The following is a 21803-nucleotide window of genomic DNA, read 5'->3' on the forward strand; positions in this document are numbered from 1 at the left end:
CGCACAAATATATGTAATAAAATAAGAAAATAGGTGTAATTTATGATTTTTGGGTTCTTAGCAAGAATAAAAAAAGTCAAATCGATTTTTTATGTTTTATACTTTACACAAAAAAATCGTTTTGACGAATTTAATAGTATAGACCAAAGAAAAGTCCTGAATTATTTTAATGGTCATTTGACGCTGTAATTTTAGCGATTCGCAATCTAAAATCAGGTTTTTTATCATTAAAAAGATCAATGAATGTTTCCTTATTATCACTTTTAGAATACACATTAGAAAAGGCACTATTGCCATACCAATTTTCTAAATCTTCGTTATTCGAATTATATTCTGTAAAAATATTCCCTTTGCAAAAATTGAAATACATCTCTTCAAATTTTATTTTCTTAAGATTTTCACCATTAATTTCAATCTTATTATCCAATAAAACTGCTGGATTAAAACCAGAAATCACTGTTCTTTTAAGATCGAGAAAAGTATTCTCAGAGACATATACAGCCTCTTTAACTAACCCTAATTGAATATCGGCATTTATGTTTTCGCTATTATTGACCAACGTTAAGTTTGTTGCAATAACTGAGGTTTGTTTTTTAGTGAAATCAATTCCCTCTTTTTTATCATAAGAAGCAACATCTATACATCTTGAACCCAAACTGCTGGTTAAATAAGACGATCTAATGGCCAGGGAATTATCGATTCGACATTGTGTTCCAAAATTGAATTTATAATCATCACTGCTTGACTTATAAGAAACCATCTTATTCAAAGTAAGTTCTCCTCCAAATATTTCAAAAGAATCACCTGCTGAATAACTGATCATTATGTTTTCTAATACCGTCTTATTTCCTACACCTGCCAGTAACAATGCATTGAAGTTACCTAAGCCTTTAATTTTTTTTCCTGCAAATTCTATTCTTACAAATTTTAAAACACCGGAATTGCTACTTACATTACTACCGCCATATGATGTTAAAGAAGTATCCAGATCAAAATTTACTGATGAAGCATTTCCAAATTTATTTGTAGGCGCATCGCCCAGTATCACTATTCCTCCCCAATCTCCCGCTTTTCTGGAGCTTCTGTTTGAAGTGAAAACAATTGGATCTGTCTCTAAACCTTCGGCTATTATAGTAGCACCTTTTGTGATTACAAGTGAAGCACTTGATTCATAATCGCCTATTATTACTGTTCCGGGTTCAATGGTCAGCGTTGCATTATTGGTCACAAAAACACTGCCTTGCAATATGTAGACGTTTTTCTTGTACAATTTTGTGTTTACGGTGATATTTCCCGCCAATATTTGATTGGCTTCACCATAATCAACTTTATTAGGTTTAAATTCCGTCCAGTTATTGAGCCAGTTGTTTGAACCTATTATTCCTTTTTCTTGCTGTGCATTTACACCGAAAACTCCAAAAAGGAGCATCCATATAATTTGAGTAATTGTTTTCATGGGATAAAAAGATAAAATTATTGATATTAAAATGCTTTTGGTACTAATAAAAAAACTCATTACGATTTTTCTGAATTACTTCAGAATGTATCGATAACGAGTTTTTTCTAAATTAATATTCGATTATCGTTACAATACTCTTATAAAAATTACTTGTTAATAAAAATTAAAAAAGGAATTAAACTAAGCTTTACTAATTATTACATATCATTGAACTCATGTAATGATCTCAATGTGTTTTCATAAAATAAAATTGCTTTTACTAAATCATCTGTATCTGAATAAGGCACCATTCTTCTTTGAAATCCAACGGTTACATCCAGAAAATTTGTAGTACTTTCGCTTTGTTCTGCTAATATCTTTCTATTATCTGCATCATTAGGAATTCCCAGATCATTCATAGTGACTCCTGGTTTTGTAGCTAAGGCAATGTAGGGTAATGTTTTAACAAGAACTTTTATACGTTCAATGTAGAGTTCTAATAATTCCCCTTTTTTCAGCCCTTGCAACTCTTCCTTAGAGTGGTATTTTTTTATTATCGCATTTGTACTAATAATACTTTTAGGAGCATTTTTATCTTGTGCCGAAACCATACCTGTTGCTAACAAAAAACACACACTGAAAAAAATAATTTTCCTTTTCATAATTTAAATTTACGAATTAATTTATTAAACAAAAATATACAATAAAACTAAAAATGCAATTTTGTTACTATTTTTTTTGCTCACAAAAGATTACAAAATGTAAAAAAAAACGCATTATATCGAACAAAATTGCGTTTTATCGAATGCTTTAATTTCTCATTACACATGTGATATTATTGGGATTAACACTTTTTAAGTGTATTAGGAAAGCTTCTATAAAGAAAATTTAATTTTCTCCAATTAATTTTTCATTTATTAATATTAAACCTACATATCAATAACTTCAAACCGTTAAATTTTCATAAATAATGCCGTTTTTCACCTGTTTTAAACCTATTTCTCCCAAAAAAAAGTTAAATTTTCATATTAAAAAAGATGCGTGCACAATATCATTCATTACGCTACTTTTCCTGAAACTTTGCATCCTAAAATTTTAGACTAAACCATTTTCTGCTATCTTTGCTTTATGCAATTTTCAGAAATTTTAGGGCAGGAACACATTAAAAGTCATTTGACAAGAAGTGCTGATTTGGGAAGAATCCCCCATGCGCAGTTGTTTGTTGGTCCTGAAGGAAGTGGTACTTTACCCATGGCTATTGCTTATGCACAATACATTATTTGCAGCAATCAAAACGCGGAAAACTCAGGTTCAAATGAAGCGTGCAACATCAAATTCCAGAAAACTTCGCATCCGGATTTGCATTTTATATACCCAACCGTAAGTACCGAAGATGTAAAAACAAAACCTAAAAGCATCGATTTTATCACGGAATGGAGAGAATTTTTGAGCCAAAACCCGTACGGAAGTCTATTTGATTGGTACCAAATGTTAGGTGTTAAAAACAAACAAGGCGAAATAAGGGTTGATGATGCGCAGGAAATATTGAAATCCCTCGCTTTAAAATCGTACGAAGGCGGATACAAAGTAATGATTATTTGGATGGCTGATAAATTGAATATTGCGGCTTCTAATAAATTATTGAAACTACTCGAAGAACCTACGGACAAAACAGTTTTTATCCTGATTTCAGAAAACGAAGAAGATATCATTCAAACCATTCGTTCCCGATGCCAAGTGCTACATTTTAATGGATTAAGTGAAACCGTAATCGCCGAAGCCTTAGTTTCAAGAGAAAACACGGAATCAAAAGAAGCCTTAAAAACAGCGCATCAAGCACAAGGAAATTATAACAAAGCATTGCAATTATTACAACCGGACAGCGAATCTGTTTTTTTTGAAAAGTGGTTTGTTGATTGGGTTCGCGCTGCTTTTAGAGCCAAAGGAAACGCCGCCGCCATTCAGGATTTGATCCAATGGAGCGAGCAAATTGCCGGTTTAGGAAGAGAAACCCAAAAGAAGTTTTTACATTTTTGTATTGATATGTTTCGTCAGGCATTGTTGCTGAATTATCAAACTCCAAGCTTAGTTTACATGGAGCCAAAAGTGGAAAAATTCAAACTGGAGAATTTTGCCCCTTTCGTCAATGGCAACAACATAAATGATATTTTCAAAGAACTTTCAGACGCCATGTATCACATCGAGCGCAACGGAAATGCTAAAATTATTTTAACCGATTTATCTATAAAACTCACCCGTTTAATTCACAAAAAATAAAAAAATGAACAACATTACTTCGATTTTAATTTTAATTTTTCTAGCCATTACTTTTCTGCAATCCGGTTACGACAAACTGTTTTATTGGAAAGACAATGTGGACTGGTTAAAAGGTCATTTTTCCAAAACGCCATTAAAAAACCATGTACCATTAGCATTACTTAACATTTTACTGTTAGAATTAATCTCCGGTATTTTATGCGTAGTGGGCTGTATTGAATTATTCGTGAATAATGGCCGAATCTTTGGTTTTTACGGAGCTGTTTTCTCTTGTATCACTTTATTAATGTTGCTTTTCGGACAGCGATTAGCCAAAGATTATGATGGTGCGAGAACAATTGTCATCTATTTTATACCCGCAATATTAGCGGTTTATTGGTTAAACTAAAATTCCAAAAACGATTAAAAACAACAACAATTTCTTTTTACATTTTTACATAAAAAACATGACTCCAAAACATCCTTCTGAATCCCTGACGATATTAACCGATTTGGTTTTACCAAGTGAGACCAATCCTTTGAATAATCTTTTTGGTGGTGAATTATTGGCCCGTATGGATCGCGCAGCGAGTATTGCGGCACGAAGACATTCCCGAAGAATTGTAGTTACGGCTTCTGTAAATCACGTTGCGTTTAACAGAGCCATTCCGCTGGGAAGTGTCGTTACTGTTGAAGCAAAAGTTTCAAGATCTTTCAAAAGTTCTATGGAAATTTTTATTGATATTTGGGTAGAAGACCGAGAATCTGGTAACAAAACCAAAGCCAATGAAGCGATTTATACTTTTGTTGCAGTTGATGATACCGGAAGACCGGTTGAAGTGCCGCAAATAGTTCCGGAAACAGAGCTTGAAAAACAACGTTTTGATGCCGCATTAAGACGCAAGCAACTCAGCTTACTTTTGGCAGGAAAAATAAAACCTGAAGATGCTACAGAGCTGAAAGCTTTGTTCATATAACAAGTAGGATTAACTTATTTTTTTATTTAAATTTAGATTTAAAATATTCTTGAAAGAGAAAATTTACATTAAAAAAAGAAGTATTTTTACGAAAACAAATATTCGCACACAAATAAAATTTTCAGGATAATTAGTCATCCTGTCAGTTTTTTAGAGTTATAAAATAATACAAATCGATGAAAGAAAAGGTAAAAGAGAAGATGAGTACAGAGAAAGAATCCAAATTAAAAGCGCTACAACTTACGCTTGACAAACTAGACAAAACGTACGGAAAAGGAACGGTGATGAAAATGGGCGACAAAGCCATTGAGGAAGTGGAAACTATTTCTTCTGGGTCTTTAGGAATCGATTTAGCGTTAGGCGTTGGCGGGTATCCAAGAGGTAGGATTATTGAAATATACGGTCCGGAATCTTCTGGAAAAACGACCTTAACACTTCATGCCATTGCCGAAGCTCAAAAAGCAGGTGGAATTGCTGCTTTTATTGATGCAGAACATGCTTTCGATAGAAATTATGCAGAAAAACTAGGTGTAGATATCGAAAATCTAATCATATCTCAACCGGATAATGGGGAACAAGCTTTAGAAATTGCTGAGAACTTAATTCGTTCAGGAGCAATTGACATTGTAGTAATTGACTCGGTTGCCGCATTGACTCCAAAAAGTGAGATTGAAGGAGAAATGGGAGATTCTAAAATGGGTCTTCACGCTCGTTTGATGTCTCAAGCGTTACGTAAATTGACAGGGACCATCAGCAAAACAAATTGTACTGTTTTCTTTATTAATCAATTAAGAGAGAAAATTGGTGTAATGTTTGGTAATCCAGAAACAACAACTGGAGGAAATGCATTAAAGTTTTACGCTTCGGTTCGTTTAGACATCCGTCGTTCTACGCAAATTAAAGATGGCGATAACGTCCTTGGAAACAGAACCAAAGTAAAAGTGGTTAAAAATAAAGTCGCTCCGCCTTTTAAAATTGCGGAATTTGACATCATGTACGGTGAAGGAATTTCAAAAACTGGCGAAATTTTAGATCTTGCAGTAGAGTTTGAAATCATCAAAAAAGCGGGATCTTGGTTCAGTTATGGTGAAACCAAATTAGGACAAGGCCGTGATGCTGTTAAGTCTTTGATAAAAGATAATCCGGAATTAGCCGATGAACTTGAAGCAAAAATTAAAGCTAGAATAAAAGAATTAGCAGAAGAATAAAAATTAAAACCCGAAAATTTTCGGGTTTTTTTGATTTATAACGCAACCTTTTTAAAAAATTTCATCTCTTAAGAAACCGTCTCCAAAAAACTTTTAAACAGACGGAAGAATAATAGTAACATTTAAATTATTAAAGATGAAAAAAATTGTTTTACTCACCCTGTTTGTATTGACCCTAGTGGGCTGTAGTATTGACGATGATCAACCAAATTACAGCTATGAAGTACTCCCGATAGACAGTTACACGTTGCCTGAATCTTTCACTTTAGGAGAAACTTATGAAATAAAATTGAAGTACAAAAAACCTTCAAACTGTCATTCTTTTCAAGGAATCTATTATGATAAAGAATTAAACATCAGAACAATTGGCATACAAACCACGGTTCTGGAAAGTACAGATTGCACACCTTTAACTGCAGAACCAATTGAGGTTTCTTTCAAATTTTATGTAACCAACACTGGTTCTTATATTTTTAAGTTTTATAAAGGCGAGGATGCCAATGGTCAAAATATCTTTGAAGAAATTGAAATTCCAGTGACTAATTAATTAATGTCGGTAAAAACTGTGGGATTGGATCAAATAATTAATCAATGTAAAAAAAACTGCCCCAAAGCGCAAGAGGAATTGTACCAATTGTTTGCGAAAAAATTCTTTGGGGTATGTTTAAAGTATTCCAGCAATTACGCAGATGCCGAGGACAATCTGCAGGATGGTTTTTTGATTATTTTTGGCAAAATTGAACAGTATAATTTTAAAGGTTCTTTTGAAGGATGGGCAAAGAGAATACTAATCAACAATGCCCTTCAAAAATACAGAGGCGTTAGGTATATGGAAGTTATAAATGACAATATTCCTGAGGAAGAAGTCGAAATTGACGACGAAAATATTTCTATCGATTATCTAATGCAAATCATCCATGAATTACCAGACCAGTATAGATTAGTTTTCAGTCTCTATGTACTTGACGGATATTCTCATAAAGAAGTCTCCGAAATGCTTAAAATTACTACTGGAACAACAAAGTCAAATCTTGCCAGAGCCAGAGCAATTTTGAAAGAAAAAATTGATCTTCACACAAAAATTAAAATAAATTCATTGGCAAAATGAACGATAAAAAAAATATAGACCGATTGTTTCAAGAAAAATTCAAAGATTTTGAAACAGAACCAAATAAGCATGTTTGGATAAACATCCAAACCGCTTTACAAGAAAAAAAGAAGGAACGAAAAGTAATTCCGTTTTGGATAAAATCTTCAGGAATTGCAGCTGCTTTTCTTTTAGGTTTATTTGCATTAAATACCGTTTTAAATAATAATAATAATATTGAACTAAAAAATGGTGTTGTTATAGACAGCAAAATTTTAAAAAATTCGTTTGACGGGAAGGATTCTACTCTTGATAAAACAAAAAAAGAGCGTAATCCTTTAGAAATAAAAAAAATTCCTCAGGTCGTAGTTAGCAAAATTAAAACAGCGAAAAGAAATGAAAAAGAAATTACATCTTCTGATAGATTTAAAATCAATTCGAACAAAGAGAAGAATCAGAACGGTTCTGTTGTTTATTTCCAAAAAGATAATTCACCGCTAAAACCAACAACGGCAAATAATAACAACCAAAAATCTACGGCTGTTATCGCGGAGAAAAACAACGCAACAACCTATAACCCGTTTGAAAATATCCAACAAAATCAAACACAGGAAAAAAATGGTTTAAAAGAGGTTGAAAACTCAAAAATTGCCGCAATAGAGTCTAAAAAGCAGCCATCAAGTAATACTGAAACTCCAAACGAATTGGAGGAAATCCTTAAAAATAAAAAAGGAGGGGAAAAAGATGCTTTGGTTCTTAACCAGAAAAACAAGTGGCAAATCACACCAAACATCGCGGCTGTATACTTAAATTCAAATTCAGGCGGATCTGCCATTGACCCCCAGCTTTCGGAAAACCAAAAAACGACCGATAACGGTCTTAGTTTTGGTATTGGAGTGAATTATGCCATTTCTAAAAAAATGGTCTTAAGATCCGGAATTAACAAGCTTACGGTGGGATACAACACCAATGATGTGCTCTATTCGGCCGGATTATCAAGTAATAATTTAGCAAATGTTACTTATACCTCTAATACTTTAATTGAGATTAAAAATCAGGCTGCTTTAAATACGTTAACCACTTTTGAAAAAGACTTACAAAAAACGAATACTGGTGTACTAAACCAAAAAATGGGCTATTACGAAGTGCCTTTGGAGCTTTCCTATGCTGTTTTGGATAAAAAATTTGGAATTAACATTATTGGAGGTGTAAGTACATTATTTCTAAACCAGAATAAAATATCGTTAGTTTCATCTGAAACCAATGTAAAATTAGGCGAAGCAAAAAATTTGAATCAAGTTCATTTTAGCACTAATGTAGGTTTAGGATTTAAATACCAGATTATAAAATCATTCCAAATTAATGTGGAACCAATGGTTAAGTATCAACTGAATACATTTTCAAACAACTCCGGCGACTTTAAACCGCTATTTATTGGATTGTATTCTGGTATCAGCTATAGCTTTTAATCGGATTAGAATCGAAAGCTAATAATTGAGTATAAATTATTTCGCGTACTTCATCCCGAATTTCTTTTCGGTGAACGCCAGTTTTTCCCAAAGTTTCTACGTGTGAATGCATTTTCACTCGCATAATTCCTGGGCTTCCACTGAAAAAAGTATAGGAGAATCTTTTCTTATTGTCCGCAAAAGTAATGGGAACAATGGGAATTTCATGTTCTATCGCCAAGCGGAAAGCACCGTCTTTGAATGTATCCAACAGTACCGATTCATCATCTGGAACGCCGCCTTCTGGAAAAATACAGATACTCAATCCTTGATTGATTCTTTTTTGAGCACGATTAAAGACTTCCATTCTGCTCTTTGAAGAACTTCTGTCCACCAAAATACAGGTTCTTTTATAGAAAAATCCAAACAAAGGAATTTTTGAAAGTTCTTTTTTACCCACAAAAACAAACGGATTTCTAGTCAAGGCAAGCATCAGCATGATATCGGCCATAGAAGTATGATTGGCAACAATCATATAACTTTTTTGGTATTCCATTTCTTGACTTTTATCTATTTTATAATAAAATCCCATTCCAAAAAGAATAAATTTTGCCCAAATACGAGCCATCTTAAAGAAATAGGGATAGCCGCCTTCGGTCAAAATAGACAATACCAGAAAAGGAAACATCACCAATATGGGAATGGTCATCAAAACATAAAACCATACACGCCACAGTACCCAAAAAACAATTTTTAATCCTTTCATAAGTTCAAAAGTAAGAAATCAGATGTAAATATTGGTAAAAGAATTAAATTTGCTAATTAATAACCGCAAAGAACACAAAGTTTTACGCAAAGTAAAAAAAATAAGAATGACAGAAAATGAGATTTCTAATATTGTAATTGGTTTGGCAATTGAAGTACACCGTGGACTTGGTCCCGGATTGTTAGAAAATGCTTATAAAGAATGCTTATTTTTTAAAATTAATCAAGCTGGGCTATTTGTTGAAAAAGAAAAAGCTATGCCATTAGTCTTTGAAAATGTTTATTTAGATTGTGGTTATCGAGTGGATTTGTTAGTTGAGAAGAAGTTAATAATCGAACTTAAAAGTGTAGATTGTTTAACTGATATTCATTTAGCTCAGACTTTAACGTATTTAAAATTAGGGAAATATAAACTGGGACTTCTTATAAACTTTAATGAAATTTTATTAAAAAAAGGAATTAGAAGAGTCGTGAATCAATTATAATCATTTGGTTTTTATTTCCTTTTAAACCTTATAACAAGAAAAAAACATTAATCTTTGCGAACTTTGCGAAAAACTTTGCAACCTTTGCGGTAAAAGTTAAAAATCATAATGGCAAAAATACTTACAGGCGTTCAAAGTACAGGAACACCGCATTTAGGAAACTTACTTGGCGCAATCATTCCCGCAATAGCATTATCAAATAAACCTGAAAACGAATCCTTTCTTTTCATTGCTGATTTACACTCGATAACACAAATAAAAAACGGTGAAACCTTACGAACCAATACTTACAGTACCGCTGCAGCTTGGCTTGCTTGTGGTTTGAATGTGGACAAAGTAGTTTTCTACAGACAATCGGATGTGCCGCAAACAGCGGAATTATCCTGGTATTTGAGTTGTTTTTTCCCTTTTCAACGCTTGACATTAGCGCATTCTTTCAAAGACAAAGCAGACAGATTGGAAGATGTCAATGCTGGTTTGTTTACCTATCCAATGTTAATGGCTGCCGATATTTTATTATACGACGCTGAACAGGTTCCGGTAGGAAAAGACCAATTGCAGCACGTTGAAATCACTCGTGATGTAGCATCCCGTTTCAACCATCAAATGGGAGAAACATTCATACTCCCAGAAGCAAAAATTCAGGAAGACAGCATGCTAATTCCGGGTACCAACGGCGGAAAAATGAGTAAATCAGCCAATAATACCATCAATATCTTTTTGGACGATAAAACACTACGAAAACAAGTGATGAGTATTGAAACCGACAGCACGCCACTGGAAGATCCTAAAAATCCGGATACGTGCAATGCTTTTGCTATTTATTCATTACTTGCTAATCAAGAACAAATCGCGGCGATGAAAGCCAATTATCTTGGTGGGAATTATGGTTACGGTCACGCCAAACAGGAGTTGTTTGAATTGATTACAGAGACTTTCAAAACCGAAAGAGAAAAATACAATTACTACATCAACAACCTTCCTGAAGTTGATGCTTTACTCAAGAAAGGAGCCGAAAAAGCAGCAGCTGTTGCTAATGCCGTTCTGGCAAGAGTGAGAAAAAAATTAGGGTTTGAGATATAACAATCCATTTTTTAAACCATATAAGTCATTTAAGTTTTTTTAAGTTACTATAGTTCAATGTAATATTATTTCACATAAGCTTATATGACTTATATGGTAAAAATCAAATCGCCTCAAACAATTTCCCCGGCAAAGGTCGTATCACGCCTTTCAATTCCATATTCAACAGCATTCCTGAGATTTTATAAATAGGAAAATCACAGCGCAAAGCAATAATATCCATCAGTTCTTTTCCGGTTTTTAAAAGGTAATCGTATACTTTTTGCTCATCATCATCTAAGCTTACAAACAATTGTTTTTGTACCGGTTTCGTTTCTTTTTGAATATCCCAATTCAAAATATAAATCAAATCCGCGGCACTCGTCAAGACATTTGCTTTTTGGGTTTTTATCAGATTGTTGCAACCCTGGCTGTACTTATCAGTAACACGACCCGGAACAGCAAAAACATCACGGTTGTAATCATTCGCCATATTTGCCGTAATCAATGATCCGCCTCTATCAGCTGATTCAATAACAATAGTTGCTTCAGACATTCCTGCAACGATTCTATTTCTTCTCACGAAGTTTTCTTTATCCGGATTGGAGGAACTCCAAAACTCAGTCATGAAACCACCGTTTTGTTCCACTTTGGCGACATATTTTTTGTGGGTTTTCGGGTAAATTTGGTTCAAACCATGCGCCACCACACCTATCGTCTGTAAATTATTTTCCATCGCCAGTTGGTGTGCGACAATATCAACACCATACGCAAATCCACTGACGATAATAGGATCGAGCGGAGCCAAATCTTCAATCAGTTTTCTGCAAAATTCAGTTCCGTACGAGGTAATTTGTCGCGTTCCCACAATGCTGATTATTCTTCTGTTTTTTAAATTAATATTTCCCGACGTGAATAATAAAAGTGGTCCGTCAATGCAATGTTTCAACCGTTCCGGATAGTCGTAGTCCTGAAAATAAACTACATTGATTTCATTCGCTTTTATAAACTCCAGTTCCTGAGTTGCTTTTTCGAAAACCGATTTATCTTTTAAATTTTTCAGCAAAACAGACCCTACTCCATCAATTGCAGCAAGTTGCGATGCCTTTACATTAAAAACAGCTTCTGCAGTTCCAAAATGGGTGAGCAGTTTTTTAGCCATGATGTCGCCCACTCCTTCTATTCTTTGCAATGCCAATAAATAAAATAAATCCTGCTCTTTCATGCTAATTATTTGAGAGTGAAATGTATAAATTTTTATGCGGATTGTTAATAAAAATTGTGAATAAAATTTTGATAACTATTTTCGTTGTATAACTTTGTAAGTATGAAAATCGAACTATACATCGCGCAGCTTTTATACCGTTATCAATGTGTAACCGTTCCGGGTTTCGGAGCTTTTTTGACCGAAATTCAATCGGCTAAACTAAACGAAAGCTTGAATTCATTTTCTCCTCCCAAAAAAATGATCGCTTTCAATGCTAATTTGAAAAACAATGATGGTTTATTAGCCAATCATATCGCTTTAGCAGAGAAAACTTCTTATGAATATGCAGTAAGCGCAATTCAATATGAAGTTTTTAATTGGAAAAAAGCATTAGAAGAAAACGAACTTTTTTCTATAAAGAATGTAGGTGATCTTCGTTTGAACGCGGATAAAAATATAGTTTTCACTCCGTACGATCAAACGAATTATTTAACCAGTTCTTTTGGATTAGCACCTTTTGTTTCTCCACTTGTAAAAAGAGAAATCTTCGAAAAAGAAGTAGAAGCAATTGAAGAAAAAGCAACAATCACATTAATTCCTGAAGAAGAAACCAGAACAGCGAATCCGTATTTAAAATACGCCGCTATTTTTGTATTAGGATTGGGACTTGCAGGAAGTGTTGGTTATCCAATGTATCAAAACCAAATCGCTTCAGAAACGATTCTTGTTGAAACTGCCGTTCAAAAACAAGTTCAAAATAAAATTCAGCAAGCCACTTTCTTCATTGAAAGCCCTGTTCCCGCTGTTACACTATCCGTTAAATCGACAAAGGAAATAAAAATGCCGTATCACATTATGGCTGGAGTGTACAGAGAAGAAAAAAATGCTGATAAAACGTTGCGAATTTTAAATCGTTTAGGATATGCTGCCAAACGAATCGCTCCTAACAAAAACGGTTTATTCCCAGTTTTATATGGCAGCTATGCCACATTTGCTGAAGCAGAAAAAGCGAAACAGGAAATTAATGAAAAGCACAATCCAGAGGCTTGGATACTGATTCAATCTTTGTAATTACATTTATATGTAATCTAGTTTTAGAAAGAAAACTATTAAAAAACGCTGTTTGAAAAATTTTCAAACAGCGTTTTAATTTTTAAAACTTCCTGCCTATTCCTAAAGAAAAATTCCAAAAATAACCATTATCTATCGTTTTATGATAGCCACCGTCTAAAGCAATAAGAAAATTTTTATTTGCCTTATAATCTACATGTAAACCCGGGAATATGCCAGCGGTATAACTATAGCCGTCAACACCTTTAACTTGAAACCAATTGTATGAATAAATGACATTATTTTCATCGACCTGAATCGATGAAAGTCTAAATAATTTGCCATCATAAGCAATAATTCCCAACCCCATGTTGCAGGATAGGTTTATTTTTTGGTTTTTATAAATGGAATAATGAATTTTAGCTCCTATTTCATGGTTTTGTACTTTATCCCATGTGGTATCTTCAAAAATTGTTTCAGGATTACCTGTAAAAATAAATCGATCCAATTCTTTTTCATTGTCATAAAAACTGGGGAAGTAATCGTTTTGAGAATATAAAAAATAATATTCCATGGACCATTTTTCGTTTCTTTGTCTGTGGTAACTGACTGAAATATTGAAATTTCTCTGGTTTTCTTTCATATTTGGGTAAATGCTCAGTCCTGAATTGACAAAGACTTTGTTTTTTTCTTGCGCAAAAGTGAAAAAACTACAAAACCAGAGTGATATAAAAAATATTTTTTTCATTGTATCTATTAAAAATAAGCAAGAGGCATCTAGCCCCTTGCCTGTTAAATTTATTGCAAATCTGTATACCAATGTTTATAATAATAATCTACTATTCCTACTGATTTTACATTATACAATACACCACCATCTGAATAGGTTTTTCCAGTCGAACCATCACCTGTAATAGTAGATAACACTTGTCTTCGTGGTAATTCTGAATTTGCTCTAAATATAGACGAGCCTGAAGTAAATTTAACACTCGCAGCTCCGGTTGCTTCTGGTGCGCTATCCCAACCTCCTTTGTCGTTTTTCTTTAAACCATATTTTACGCCTGCTGAAATTTCATCACTACCTCTCCATTTATGAAGAGAAAAAATCACTAATTGCTGCGTGTTTTCCGATTGATTCCAATCAGGATCAAATTCTGTATTAAATGTTATCCAATTAGATTTTCTGGCATTTCTTCTTTTGGTTCTAAAATCTTCCCCGATTTGATACTTTAAACCAGTGACCGAAATTGTTCCGTCCGCATTTTGAGTCATTCCCCCTTCATAACTTCCCCTAAAAATTCTCATTTTTTGATGCGTACCTCCAAATTCCATCCAATCTGTTCCATTTATTTTTAACATAGGAATTCTTGAAGAAACAATGTCCGCATCTGGTATATTATTATGATCAACACTGTAAGTTAATAAAACGGGGGCGGTAATCAATGGAGGTGGTACTCCTGCTGCAAGTAATTCTATTGTAGTACATACTCCTCCCTCTAAGTCACAATCATCAATAGTTGATATAATAAAACTTGGGTGGGAATCGATAAAATTATTATCCATGCTGGGGATGTATGTTTCATCGAAACCGTTAAAATAATAACCGGAATTTGTAGGAGAACCATCCTCAGTCTCTTCAGAAGTATAATACCTATCATAGGAAGTTGCAGAATAACCATTAACTTCATTATACGGAGAGTATAATTGCAAGTTTTCGCCTGAAAACGGATCCTCTTCAATAGAGTATCTACTCGTCGATGCTACCTTATTTTTCTTAGAAATTAATTCTCTAATTGCTACATAATCCTCTTTATTCTCTTCCAATTCCTTAGCTAAGGACTGAGAAAATAAATTACTCTTTTTAGATAACTTAGAAGTTAATTTCCCTTTTTCATTTTTTCTGATTCCTTTATTTTTTCCTAACAAATACCCAAAACTTATCACCTCACCATCAGGACTCACCTTTTTCATTTCTGATAAAACTTCGTCTCTAACTTCTTTTTTCGAAAGTAATCTCCCTATCAATAGAGACGTTTCTTTCTTGAATTTTGCCTTTTTCGAACTTTTTGAAGTAGATGTTGTTTTTAAATTTGATGTTGCTCCTAAATTTTCTGGATTAGTATCCATTTCAGAAGAACAACTAACATTAAACAAACTTAAAGCAATTCCAAAAACTAACAATTTAATCGATTTTGTTTTCATACGTTTTAATTTAATTAATAAGTAGTTTCTTAATAGATTTAAAAAAATTCCTCAATCGGTACAAAAATTTAGAAATCTAATAATTGCTCTAAATTAGAATTAAAACTAGAATTGTACAATTTTTTTTGTTAAAATTTTATTAATCCTATAAATTTTTTAAATTATATCCCGCTAAACCCGAATTTTATTAATAAAAAACAACTACCTGAATGATTTTTATCAAATCTCTATAACACATAAAAAAACCTATTCACACAATCATTTGAATAGGTTTTTTTCATTTTAGCCCTTTCTGTTTTTTTAATTCAAACTCGCTTTATACATTCTGGCTTCTTCCCAAGAGAATTTATGACCGTGCTTTTCCATTAAGGCATTCAGGGATTCTTCTTTATATCCAGAAAACGCTGCTGCTAAATCCTGCATTTTATCTTCGGGTAAAACTTCCGAAATGGATACCGCTTTGGTTTGTATCAGCTTCACAAAATGCGAGTAAATCGTTTGTTTGGTCAGCACTCTGATTGTCGCAATATCAGTTATTGATTTCTTTTCTACCCACAATTCATAGGTTTCCTGAACCGTTGATTTCTTAGGCGTTGCTGTTTTTGATTTTTTCGAAGTATAACGTTCCACGTCTTTATCGTCTTCAATCAGCGTGATATTTACTTCCTTGAATTGATTTTGTATGGCTTCCGTTTTTCGGCTGATGTATTTTTTTATTTCTGAAGACGTCAATTTCTCTTTCGAAATGGTTTCTCCTGCAACAACGGTTTCTATCAATAATTTGGCCTTCATTAACCGCAGAACGGCTTTGGTTTGCAATTCTTCCAGCACGATTAATTCGTCATAAAACGCTTTTACTTTCTTGATGCGTTTTACTTCCTCTAGTTTCCAAAGGATTTCAAAAACCAAATCGTCCATCGGTTTTAAGAAATAACTGAAAGCGGCTTGAATGCGTTCCGAAATATGATTCATATCGACGGTTTCCTGACCAAAAAGCTTATTCAATTGCGAAATAAATTTCTTGGATGGATCCAAAAGCTGTTCGATGACTTCCGTTTGCTTTTTGGCCCAAACGGCATGTTTCGATTTTTCTGAAATTTCTGATTTTTCGTTGTAACTGAATTTATGATTGCGCCATTCCTGAGCCAAATCATTCCAATCGAAGGTGTTTATCAGATAGTTATGTATGAAATTTTTGGTTTCAAAATGCAAGGCATTCTCTAAAAACGAATCCGAAGCTTTGTTTAATGAATAATCCATCACATCCTGATCGTTTGAAATGCCATTCATGCGCAGCGGAGAAAGCAAAATAAGCCCTTCTAACGAGCGCAAACGCGATAATGCCACATAAGCCTGTCCCGGAAGAAAAACTTGCGAAACATCAAGCGCAGCTTTGTCAAATGTCAATCCCTGGCTTTTATGAACCGTAATCGCCCACGCCAATTTGATGGGATAATGCACAAAAGTCCCCAAAACTTCTTCTTCAATTTCTTTGGTGGTTTCATCCACTTTGTAGCGGATGTTTTGCCATTCGTATTTTTCGACTTCTATGGTTTTATTTTCTTCAGGAAAATGAACCAGGATTTCCTGACTCGATAGCGATTTGATAATCCCCATTTTTCCGTTGAAGTAGTTTTTATCAAAGGACAAATCGTTTTTTACAAACATGATTTGCGCCCCCACTTTCAACTGCAATTGTTGTTCCACGGGAAATATCTTGTCCGGAAAATCCCCGGTTATCTCCGGTTTGTAAATCACTAACTTTCCTTCTAAATCTTCCAAAGCCTGCGCATTCATCGTATCGGCTTTGTTGTTATGCGTGGTTAATGTGATGTATCCTTTGTTAGCTTTTAAATCAAAATCGGGTTTGACGTATTGGTTTAAGGTTTGAATGTCTTCCTGCGAAATCTGGTTGTTGCGTAAATTATTCAAAACCGAGATAAACGTATCGTCGGTCTGGCGAAAAATCTTGGATAATTCAATGTATAAAGGCGGATTTTGCTGTACCACATGCGAATGGAAAAAGAATTTTCCTTTGTAATACGTTTTCAGCGTACGCCATTCTTCGTCCCGAATTACCGGTGGCAACTGTAATAAATCGCCAATATACAAGACTTGGACACCGCCAAAAGCAGTGTTTCTTTTACGTACGGTTTGCATCATATAATCCATCGCGTCCAGTAAATCCGCGCGAAGCATACTGACTTCATCGATAATCAACAATTCCATATTGCGAATCACCGATTTCTTCAAACCGCTCATTTTGAAATGCCTGCGCAAGGTGGCTTTGGTTTCAAATTTGGTGTTCTCGAAAAATTGAGGCGATGAATTATCTGGAATAAATCCTCCAAACGGCAACTGAAACATAGAGTGAATTGTAACACCGCCAGCATTTAACGCGGCAATTCCCGTTGGTGCCACAACAACAGTATTTTTGTGTGTGGTTTGGATAATTTCCCGTAAAAGGGTGGTTTTTCCGGTTCCTGCTTTCCCGGTCAGGAAAACGGATCGATGGGTTTGATTGATGAATCGTAAGGTATAAGCGGCGGCTTCTGAAATGGTTTGCATTAGGCGTGTATATATAAAGCTAAAGTATTGAAAATTAGGAATACTATTTTAATTTTTGGAAAACATTTTAGGATTATAATTCCAATGTTTTTTAGCCCTGATAGCAGCGGAAATCCTCGAAATTTAGAAAGTGATTTTTTTCTGGCCGGAAAAGAGCGACTAAAAGAAGCTCCTTTTCTGGATAAGAAAAAACACTTTCTAAACGAGAGATTACAGTGGATAGCGGGAAATAGCTTCAAAAAAAATGCCTTCAATCTAGTTGTAGACGAAGGCAGTTTTTTGAATTAATATAAAAAATTATTTTTTAGCTTCTGCTTTTTCTTCCGTTTTAGCAGGTGCTTTGTATTTATCGTTCAAGGCTTTGATGATTTCTTTTGTGATATCAAATTTGTCTTCAGCGTATAAAATTGAAGCCGCGTCACCTGTACCGTAGATGTATGCATATCCTTTTTCTTTACCGTACGTTTTGATGAATTTTTTCACTCCGCTTACTAAAGAATCCATTTCTTTTCCGCTTTCTTGTTGCAATTCTTGAGACAACGCTTGTTGTGCGTAACTCAATTGTTGCTCTTTCTTTTGCAATTCAGCACCTTTTTGTTGTGCCCATGCCTGACCGTTGGCTTGTGCCTGAGCTTGAAAACTTGCCGCTTCTTGTTTGAAACGATTAATTTCAGCTTCTAGCTGTCTTCCTTTTTCTTCTGCCTTTGTTTTATATTTTGCTTCAAGGTCTTTTGCCTCTGTATATTCTTTCATTAATTCAGAAGTGTCTACGTAAGCTGTTTTTACTTCCTTAACTTCTGCAGGTTTATTACAAGCAACAAGTGAAATTGAAAGTGCGATAATTACTAATGCTTTTTTACTCATATTTTTAATATTTCTTTTTTGGTATTCGTGAATCTTCGATTTCATTTTGGTTAATTTCTAATTTTTAAGTATTGGAGACAAAAATATAAAAAAATAGATAGCATTGACATAAAGTTTAAAAAATGCTACTTTTTTATGATATAAGATTTTATTATTGTGATTTATCAATGCATAATTTGTGACTATTAAAAATGGCTTCTATATCTTTTAAATAAACTAATTAGTCTAAAAATCCGATAATCACCCTCGATTTCATCAAAAAATACGCTTAAATGCGCTTAAAACGATTTTTAGTTGTTTTTTAGGATGTAAATGTGTGAAGAATACTCAAAATTCTTCTTCGCTTTCCAATTCGATTGCAATCCGACAAAAAAGGCTTTTATATAATTCATTTTACCCGTTTTGTATTTTTCCGAAAGTAAAGCAACATAAAAAGAGTCGAACTTCATAGGAAGCACTTTTACCAATTTCATTTCTTCTTTTTCGAAAAGCATTTTTATTGCCGTTTTTGAAAAATGCCAAAAATGAATTGGCACATCATAAGCGGCCCAAAACTTTCCGTAATGTTTTGCATCGAAAGATTTGAAATTAGGAACCGCAATTATTAAAGTTCCGTTTGGTTTTAATAATCGTTTCAATTCTTTGATTTGGTTTTCCAAATTAGGAACGTGTTCCAAAACATGCCACATCGAAATCACATCGAAAGAATGATTGTCTAATTCGCTAGTTTCTCCAACAAATGAAACGCCTTTCTTTTTTGCAATCGCTTTTGCTTTTTCGCTTGGCTCCACTCCTATGGTATGCCAACCGTTTTCTTTGGCCACAGATAAAAAATCTCCTGTTCCGGCACCAATATCTAAAATGCTTCCTTTATTAGATTGCAATGAATTAATTAAATTCAATTTATTTTTAAGCGCAATACTTTTTACAAAATGATATGCTTTTTCAAACAGAGACCTTTTGCTGTCAGTGTGCGAAATATAATCAACGCTTTCGTAGTACTTTCCTAGATTTTCTAAACTGGGTTGCGGAGACGTAATCAGCATGTCTAATTTGGCGTCATGATATAAGTCGAAAATTTCCTGAGAAACAGAATAATCTTTAACGGTTAAAAAAGGCTGTTGGTTTGAAATGTCCATTAATTAATAGTGCTTTTATATTTTAATTTTAAACTAAACCCTGAAAACACCAACGGATGCTTTCAGGGCTGAATTTTTTATTTTTGTGATTCTTCAATTATAGTAAGGCTTCGCAGCGTAGTTTCACGTGGAACAAATTGACTTTTGATTTAAATCAAAATCTTATCGTCCCATATAAATCAACAACACCGAAACATCACTTGGCGAAACACCACTGATTCTTGATGCTTGAGAAATAGTTACCGGACGGATTTTGCTCAATTTTTGCTTTGCTTCAATTGACATCGATTTAATTTTATCGTAATCGAAATTTTCAGGAATCTTTACATCTTCCAATCGAAGCAGTTTATCTGCATTGTTTCTTTCTTTTTCGATATAACCTGAATACTTCACTTGAATTTCGGCTTGCTCCAAAATTTCTTGGTCTAAATCATTCTCCGCAACATAGGCTGCAACCTTTTCAAATTTCATAATGTCTTCTAAATCAATTTGCGGACGAGAAAACACTTTGAACATTTTATCTCCTTGTGTAATCAGTGCCGTATCTTTTGATTCTAAAATAGGATTTGCTTCCGCAACCGAAACGCTTGTTTCTTTGAAGAAAGCGACCATTTTTTCAGATTCATTTAATTTGTGTTCCATTCTACGCAAACGCGCTTCTGAAGCCAAACCTATTTCATATGACATTGGCGTCAATCTGAAATCGGCATTATCCTGACGCAACAACGTTCTGTATTCCGCACGAGACGTAAACATTCTGTACGGCTCTTCTGTTCCTTTCGTAATTAAATCGTCAATAAGAACTCCGATGTAGGCCTCGTCTCTTTTTAAAATTAATGGCGCTTTTTCATGCACTTTCAAATGCGCATTTATTCCAGCCATCAATCCTTGGGAAGCCGCTTCTTCATATCCAGTTGTTCCGTTTATTTGTCCTGCGAAATATAATCCTTCAACCAATTTTGTTTCCAAAGTATGTTTCAATTGTGTCGGCGGGAAATAATCATATTCGATTGCATATCCTGGGCGAAAGAATTTTACTTTCTCAAATCCCGCAACAGAACTCAACGCTTTGAATTGAATGTCCTCAGGAAGCGATGTAGAAAATCCATTTACGTAAACTTCGCAGGTATTCCATCCTTCCGGCTCCACAAACAATTGATGTCTTTCCTTATCAGCAAAACGATTTATTTTATCCTCAATTGACGGACAATATCTCGGTCCAAGGCTTTTTATTCTTCCATTGAACATTGGTGAACGATCAAAACCTTCTCTTAAAATATCATGAACCTCAAGAGACGTATAGGTCATGTGACACGATTTTTGATGAATTAACGGTGAAGTCACATCCGAATAGGAAAACTTATCTGGCTTGGCATCACCTTTTTCTTCGTTCATTTTCGAATAATCCAAAGAACGTCCATCGACTCTTGGAGGCGTTCCTGTTTTCATTCGTCCTGATTGAAAACCAGCCGCAACTAAATCTTCGGTAATTCCATACGCGGCACTCTCGCCTGCTCTTCCACCACCAAATTGTTTTTCACCAATATGAATCAACCCATTCAAGAAAGTTCCATTGGTCAACACAACCGATTTGGATCGAATCTCTACTCCAAGCGAAGTGCGGATTCCTTTTATCTTTCCGTTTTCAATAATCAAACCTTTCACCATTTCTTGATAAAAATCAAGATTTGGAGTTCCTTCTAACATCATTCTCCACTCCTCAGCAAAACGCATGCGATCACTTTGAACGCGCGGCGACCACATTGCAGGTCCTTTGGACTTGTTCAGCATCTTGAACTGGATTGCAGTCCTGTCTGAAACAATTCCCGAGTATCCTCCAAGCGCATCAATCTCACGCACAATTTGTCCTTTGGCAATACCGCCCATCGCTGGGTTGCATGACATCTGGGCAATATTCTGCAAGCTCATTGTAACCAATAAGGTTTTTGAACCCAGATTTGCAGCAGCAGCAGCAGCCTCAGAACCGGCATGTCCTGCGCCCACAACTATCACATCATATTCATTTAGAAACATCCTCTTTTATAAT

Annotated in this window: 21 protein-coding genes; 11 read left to right on the plus strand and 10 right to left on the minus strand. The window is 34.4% G+C overall.

Features of this window, described 5'->3' with window-relative positions; all coding sequences use genetic code 11:
* Positions 1-166: 166 nt before the first annotated feature.
* Both E0I26_RS00575 and E0I26_RS00580 read right to left on the minus strand, forming a co-directional pair.
* Positions 167-1456 (minus strand): hypothetical protein, encoded by a 1290-nt coding sequence (locus E0I26_RS00575; RefSeq protein WP_131914562.1) that lies wholly within the window; start codon positions 1454-1456, stop codon positions 167-169.
* Between the two features lie 200 nt (positions 1457-1656).
* Positions 1657-2100 (minus strand): hypothetical protein, encoded by a 444-nt coding sequence (locus E0I26_RS00580; RefSeq protein WP_131914563.1) that lies wholly within the window; start codon positions 2098-2100, stop codon positions 1657-1659.
* A gap of 466 nt (positions 2101-2566) precedes the next feature.
* Between E0I26_RS00580 and E0I26_RS00585 the strand changes: the two genes are divergently transcribed.
* From E0I26_RS00585 to E0I26_RS00615, 7 genes are all read left to right on the plus strand, one after another.
* A complete protein-coding gene (locus tag E0I26_RS00585) occupies positions 2567-3715 on the plus strand; it encodes a DNA polymerase III subunit (RefSeq protein WP_131914564.1) in 1149 nt (382 codons plus the stop codon).
* A gap of 4 nt (positions 3716-3719) precedes the next feature.
* Positions 3720-4103 (plus strand): DoxX family membrane protein, encoded by a 384-nt coding sequence (locus E0I26_RS00590; RefSeq protein ID WP_131914565.1) that lies wholly within the window; start codon positions 3720-3722, stop codon positions 4101-4103.
* Between the two features lie 58 nt (positions 4104-4161).
* Positions 4162-4671: an acyl-CoA thioesterase gene (locus E0I26_RS00595; RefSeq protein ID WP_131914566.1), complete on the plus strand. Its 510-nt coding sequence runs from the start codon at positions 4162-4164 to the stop codon at positions 4669-4671.
* A gap of 200 nt (positions 4672-4871) precedes the next feature.
* Positions 4872-5879: a recombinase RecA gene (gene recA / locus E0I26_RS00600; protein WP_131915130.1), complete on the plus strand. Its 1008-nt coding sequence runs from the start codon at positions 4872-4874 to the stop codon at positions 5877-5879.
* Between the two features lie 136 nt (positions 5880-6015).
* On the plus strand, positions 6016-6426 hold the full coding sequence (locus E0I26_RS00605) for a hypothetical protein (RefSeq protein ID WP_131914567.1): 411 nt from the start codon (positions 6016-6018) through the stop codon (positions 6424-6426).
* Between the two features lie 18 nt (positions 6427-6444).
* Positions 6445-6987 (plus strand): RNA polymerase sigma factor, encoded by a 543-nt coding sequence (locus tag E0I26_RS00610; protein WP_131915131.1) that lies wholly within the window; start codon positions 6445-6447, stop codon positions 6985-6987.
* On the plus strand, positions 6984-8435 hold the full coding sequence (locus E0I26_RS00615; RefSeq protein ID WP_131914568.1) for a hypothetical protein: 1452 nt from the start codon (positions 6984-6986) through the stop codon (positions 8433-8435). The genes E0I26_RS00610 and E0I26_RS00615 overlap by 4 nt, the downstream gene beginning before the upstream one ends.
* On the opposite strand, the gene E0I26_RS00620 is transcribed toward E0I26_RS00615, so the two are convergent.
* Positions 8419-9180 carry a lysophospholipid acyltransferase family protein gene (locus E0I26_RS00620; RefSeq protein WP_131914569.1) on the minus strand — a complete coding sequence of 254 codons (762 nt, stop codon included), beginning with the start codon at positions 9178-9180 and terminating at the stop codon, positions 8419-8421. The genes E0I26_RS00615 and E0I26_RS00620 overlap by 17 nt on opposite strands.
* A 106-nt stretch (positions 9181-9286) precedes the next feature.
* On the opposite strand from E0I26_RS00620, the gene E0I26_RS00625 reads away from it, so the two are divergent.
* Both E0I26_RS00625 and trpS read left to right on the plus strand, forming a co-directional pair.
* Positions 9287-9664, plus strand: a complete 378-nt coding sequence (locus tag E0I26_RS00625; protein ID WP_131915132.1) for a GxxExxY protein — start codon at positions 9287-9289, stop codon at positions 9662-9664.
* 108 nt (positions 9665-9772) lie between these two features.
* On the plus strand, positions 9773-10747 hold the full coding sequence (trpS, locus tag E0I26_RS00630) for a tryptophan--tRNA ligase (protein WP_131914570.1): 975 nt from the start codon (positions 9773-9775) through the stop codon (positions 10745-10747).
* Between the two features lie 103 nt (positions 10748-10850).
* Here trpS and dprA read toward each other — a convergent pair whose 3' ends face one another.
* The gene (gene dprA / locus E0I26_RS00635; protein WP_131914571.1) at positions 10851-11951 is read right to left on the minus strand and encodes a DNA-processing protein DprA; all 1101 of its coding nucleotides are present in this window, start codon (positions 11949-11951) and stop codon (positions 10851-10853) included.
* A gap of 102 nt (positions 11952-12053) precedes the next feature.
* On the opposite strand from dprA, the gene E0I26_RS00640 reads away from it, so the two are divergent.
* Positions 12054-13004 carry an HU domain-containing protein gene (locus E0I26_RS00640; protein ID WP_131914572.1) on the plus strand — a complete coding sequence of 317 codons (951 nt, stop codon included), beginning with the start codon at positions 12054-12056 and terminating at the stop codon, positions 13002-13004.
* A gap of 82 nt (positions 13005-13086) precedes the next feature.
* Here E0I26_RS00640 and E0I26_RS00645 read toward each other — a convergent pair whose 3' ends face one another.
* The 3 genes from E0I26_RS00645 to E0I26_RS00655 all read right to left on the minus strand — a co-directional run bounded on the left by E0I26_RS00645 (position 13087) and on the right by E0I26_RS00655 (position 17753).
* Positions 13087-13626: a hypothetical protein gene (locus E0I26_RS00645; protein ID WP_131914573.1), complete on the minus strand. Its 540-nt coding sequence runs from the start codon at positions 13624-13626 to the stop codon at positions 13087-13089.
* Positions 13627-13781: 155 nt separating this feature from the next.
* On the minus strand, positions 13782-15185 hold the full coding sequence (locus tag E0I26_RS00650; protein WP_131914574.1) for a hypothetical protein: 1404 nt from the start codon (positions 15183-15185) through the stop codon (positions 13782-13784).
* A 300-nt stretch (positions 15186-15485) separates the two neighbouring features.
* Positions 15486-17753 (minus strand): helix-turn-helix domain-containing protein, encoded by a 2268-nt coding sequence (locus E0I26_RS00655; protein ID WP_131914575.1) that lies wholly within the window; start codon positions 17751-17753, stop codon positions 15486-15488.
* Between the two features lie 27 nt (positions 17754-17780).
* On the opposite strand from E0I26_RS00655, the gene E0I26_RS00660 reads away from it, so the two are divergent.
* Positions 17781-18041 (plus strand): hypothetical protein, encoded by a 261-nt coding sequence (locus E0I26_RS00660; RefSeq protein ID WP_131914576.1) that lies wholly within the window; start codon positions 17781-17783, stop codon positions 18039-18041.
* 9 nt (positions 18042-18050) lie between these two features.
* Here the strand turns inward: E0I26_RS00660 and E0I26_RS00665 are convergent, their stop codons facing one another.
* From E0I26_RS00665 to mnmG, 3 genes are all read right to left on the minus strand, one after another.
* Positions 18051-18662, minus strand: a complete 612-nt coding sequence (locus E0I26_RS00665; protein WP_235831691.1) for an OmpH family outer membrane protein — start codon at positions 18660-18662, stop codon at positions 18051-18053.
* Between the two features lie 245 nt (positions 18663-18907).
* Positions 18908-19756, minus strand: coding sequence for a class I SAM-dependent methyltransferase (locus E0I26_RS00670; RefSeq protein ID WP_131914577.1), 849 nt, complete (start codon positions 19754-19756; stop codon positions 18908-18910).
* 162 nt (positions 19757-19918) lie between these two features.
* Complete coding sequence (gene mnmG / locus E0I26_RS00675) at positions 19919-21790, minus strand: tRNA uridine-5-carboxymethylaminomethyl(34) synthesis enzyme MnmG (RefSeq protein WP_131914578.1); 1872 nt, start codon at positions 21788-21790, stop codon at positions 19919-19921.
* Between the last annotated feature and the right edge of the window lie 13 nt (positions 21791-21803).

Origin of the sequence: Flavobacterium rhamnosiphilum, assembly GCF_004349195.1 — a bacterium.
GTDB classification, from domain to species: domain Bacteria; phylum Bacteroidota; class Bacteroidia; order Flavobacteriales; family Flavobacteriaceae; genus Flavobacterium; species Flavobacterium rhamnosiphilum.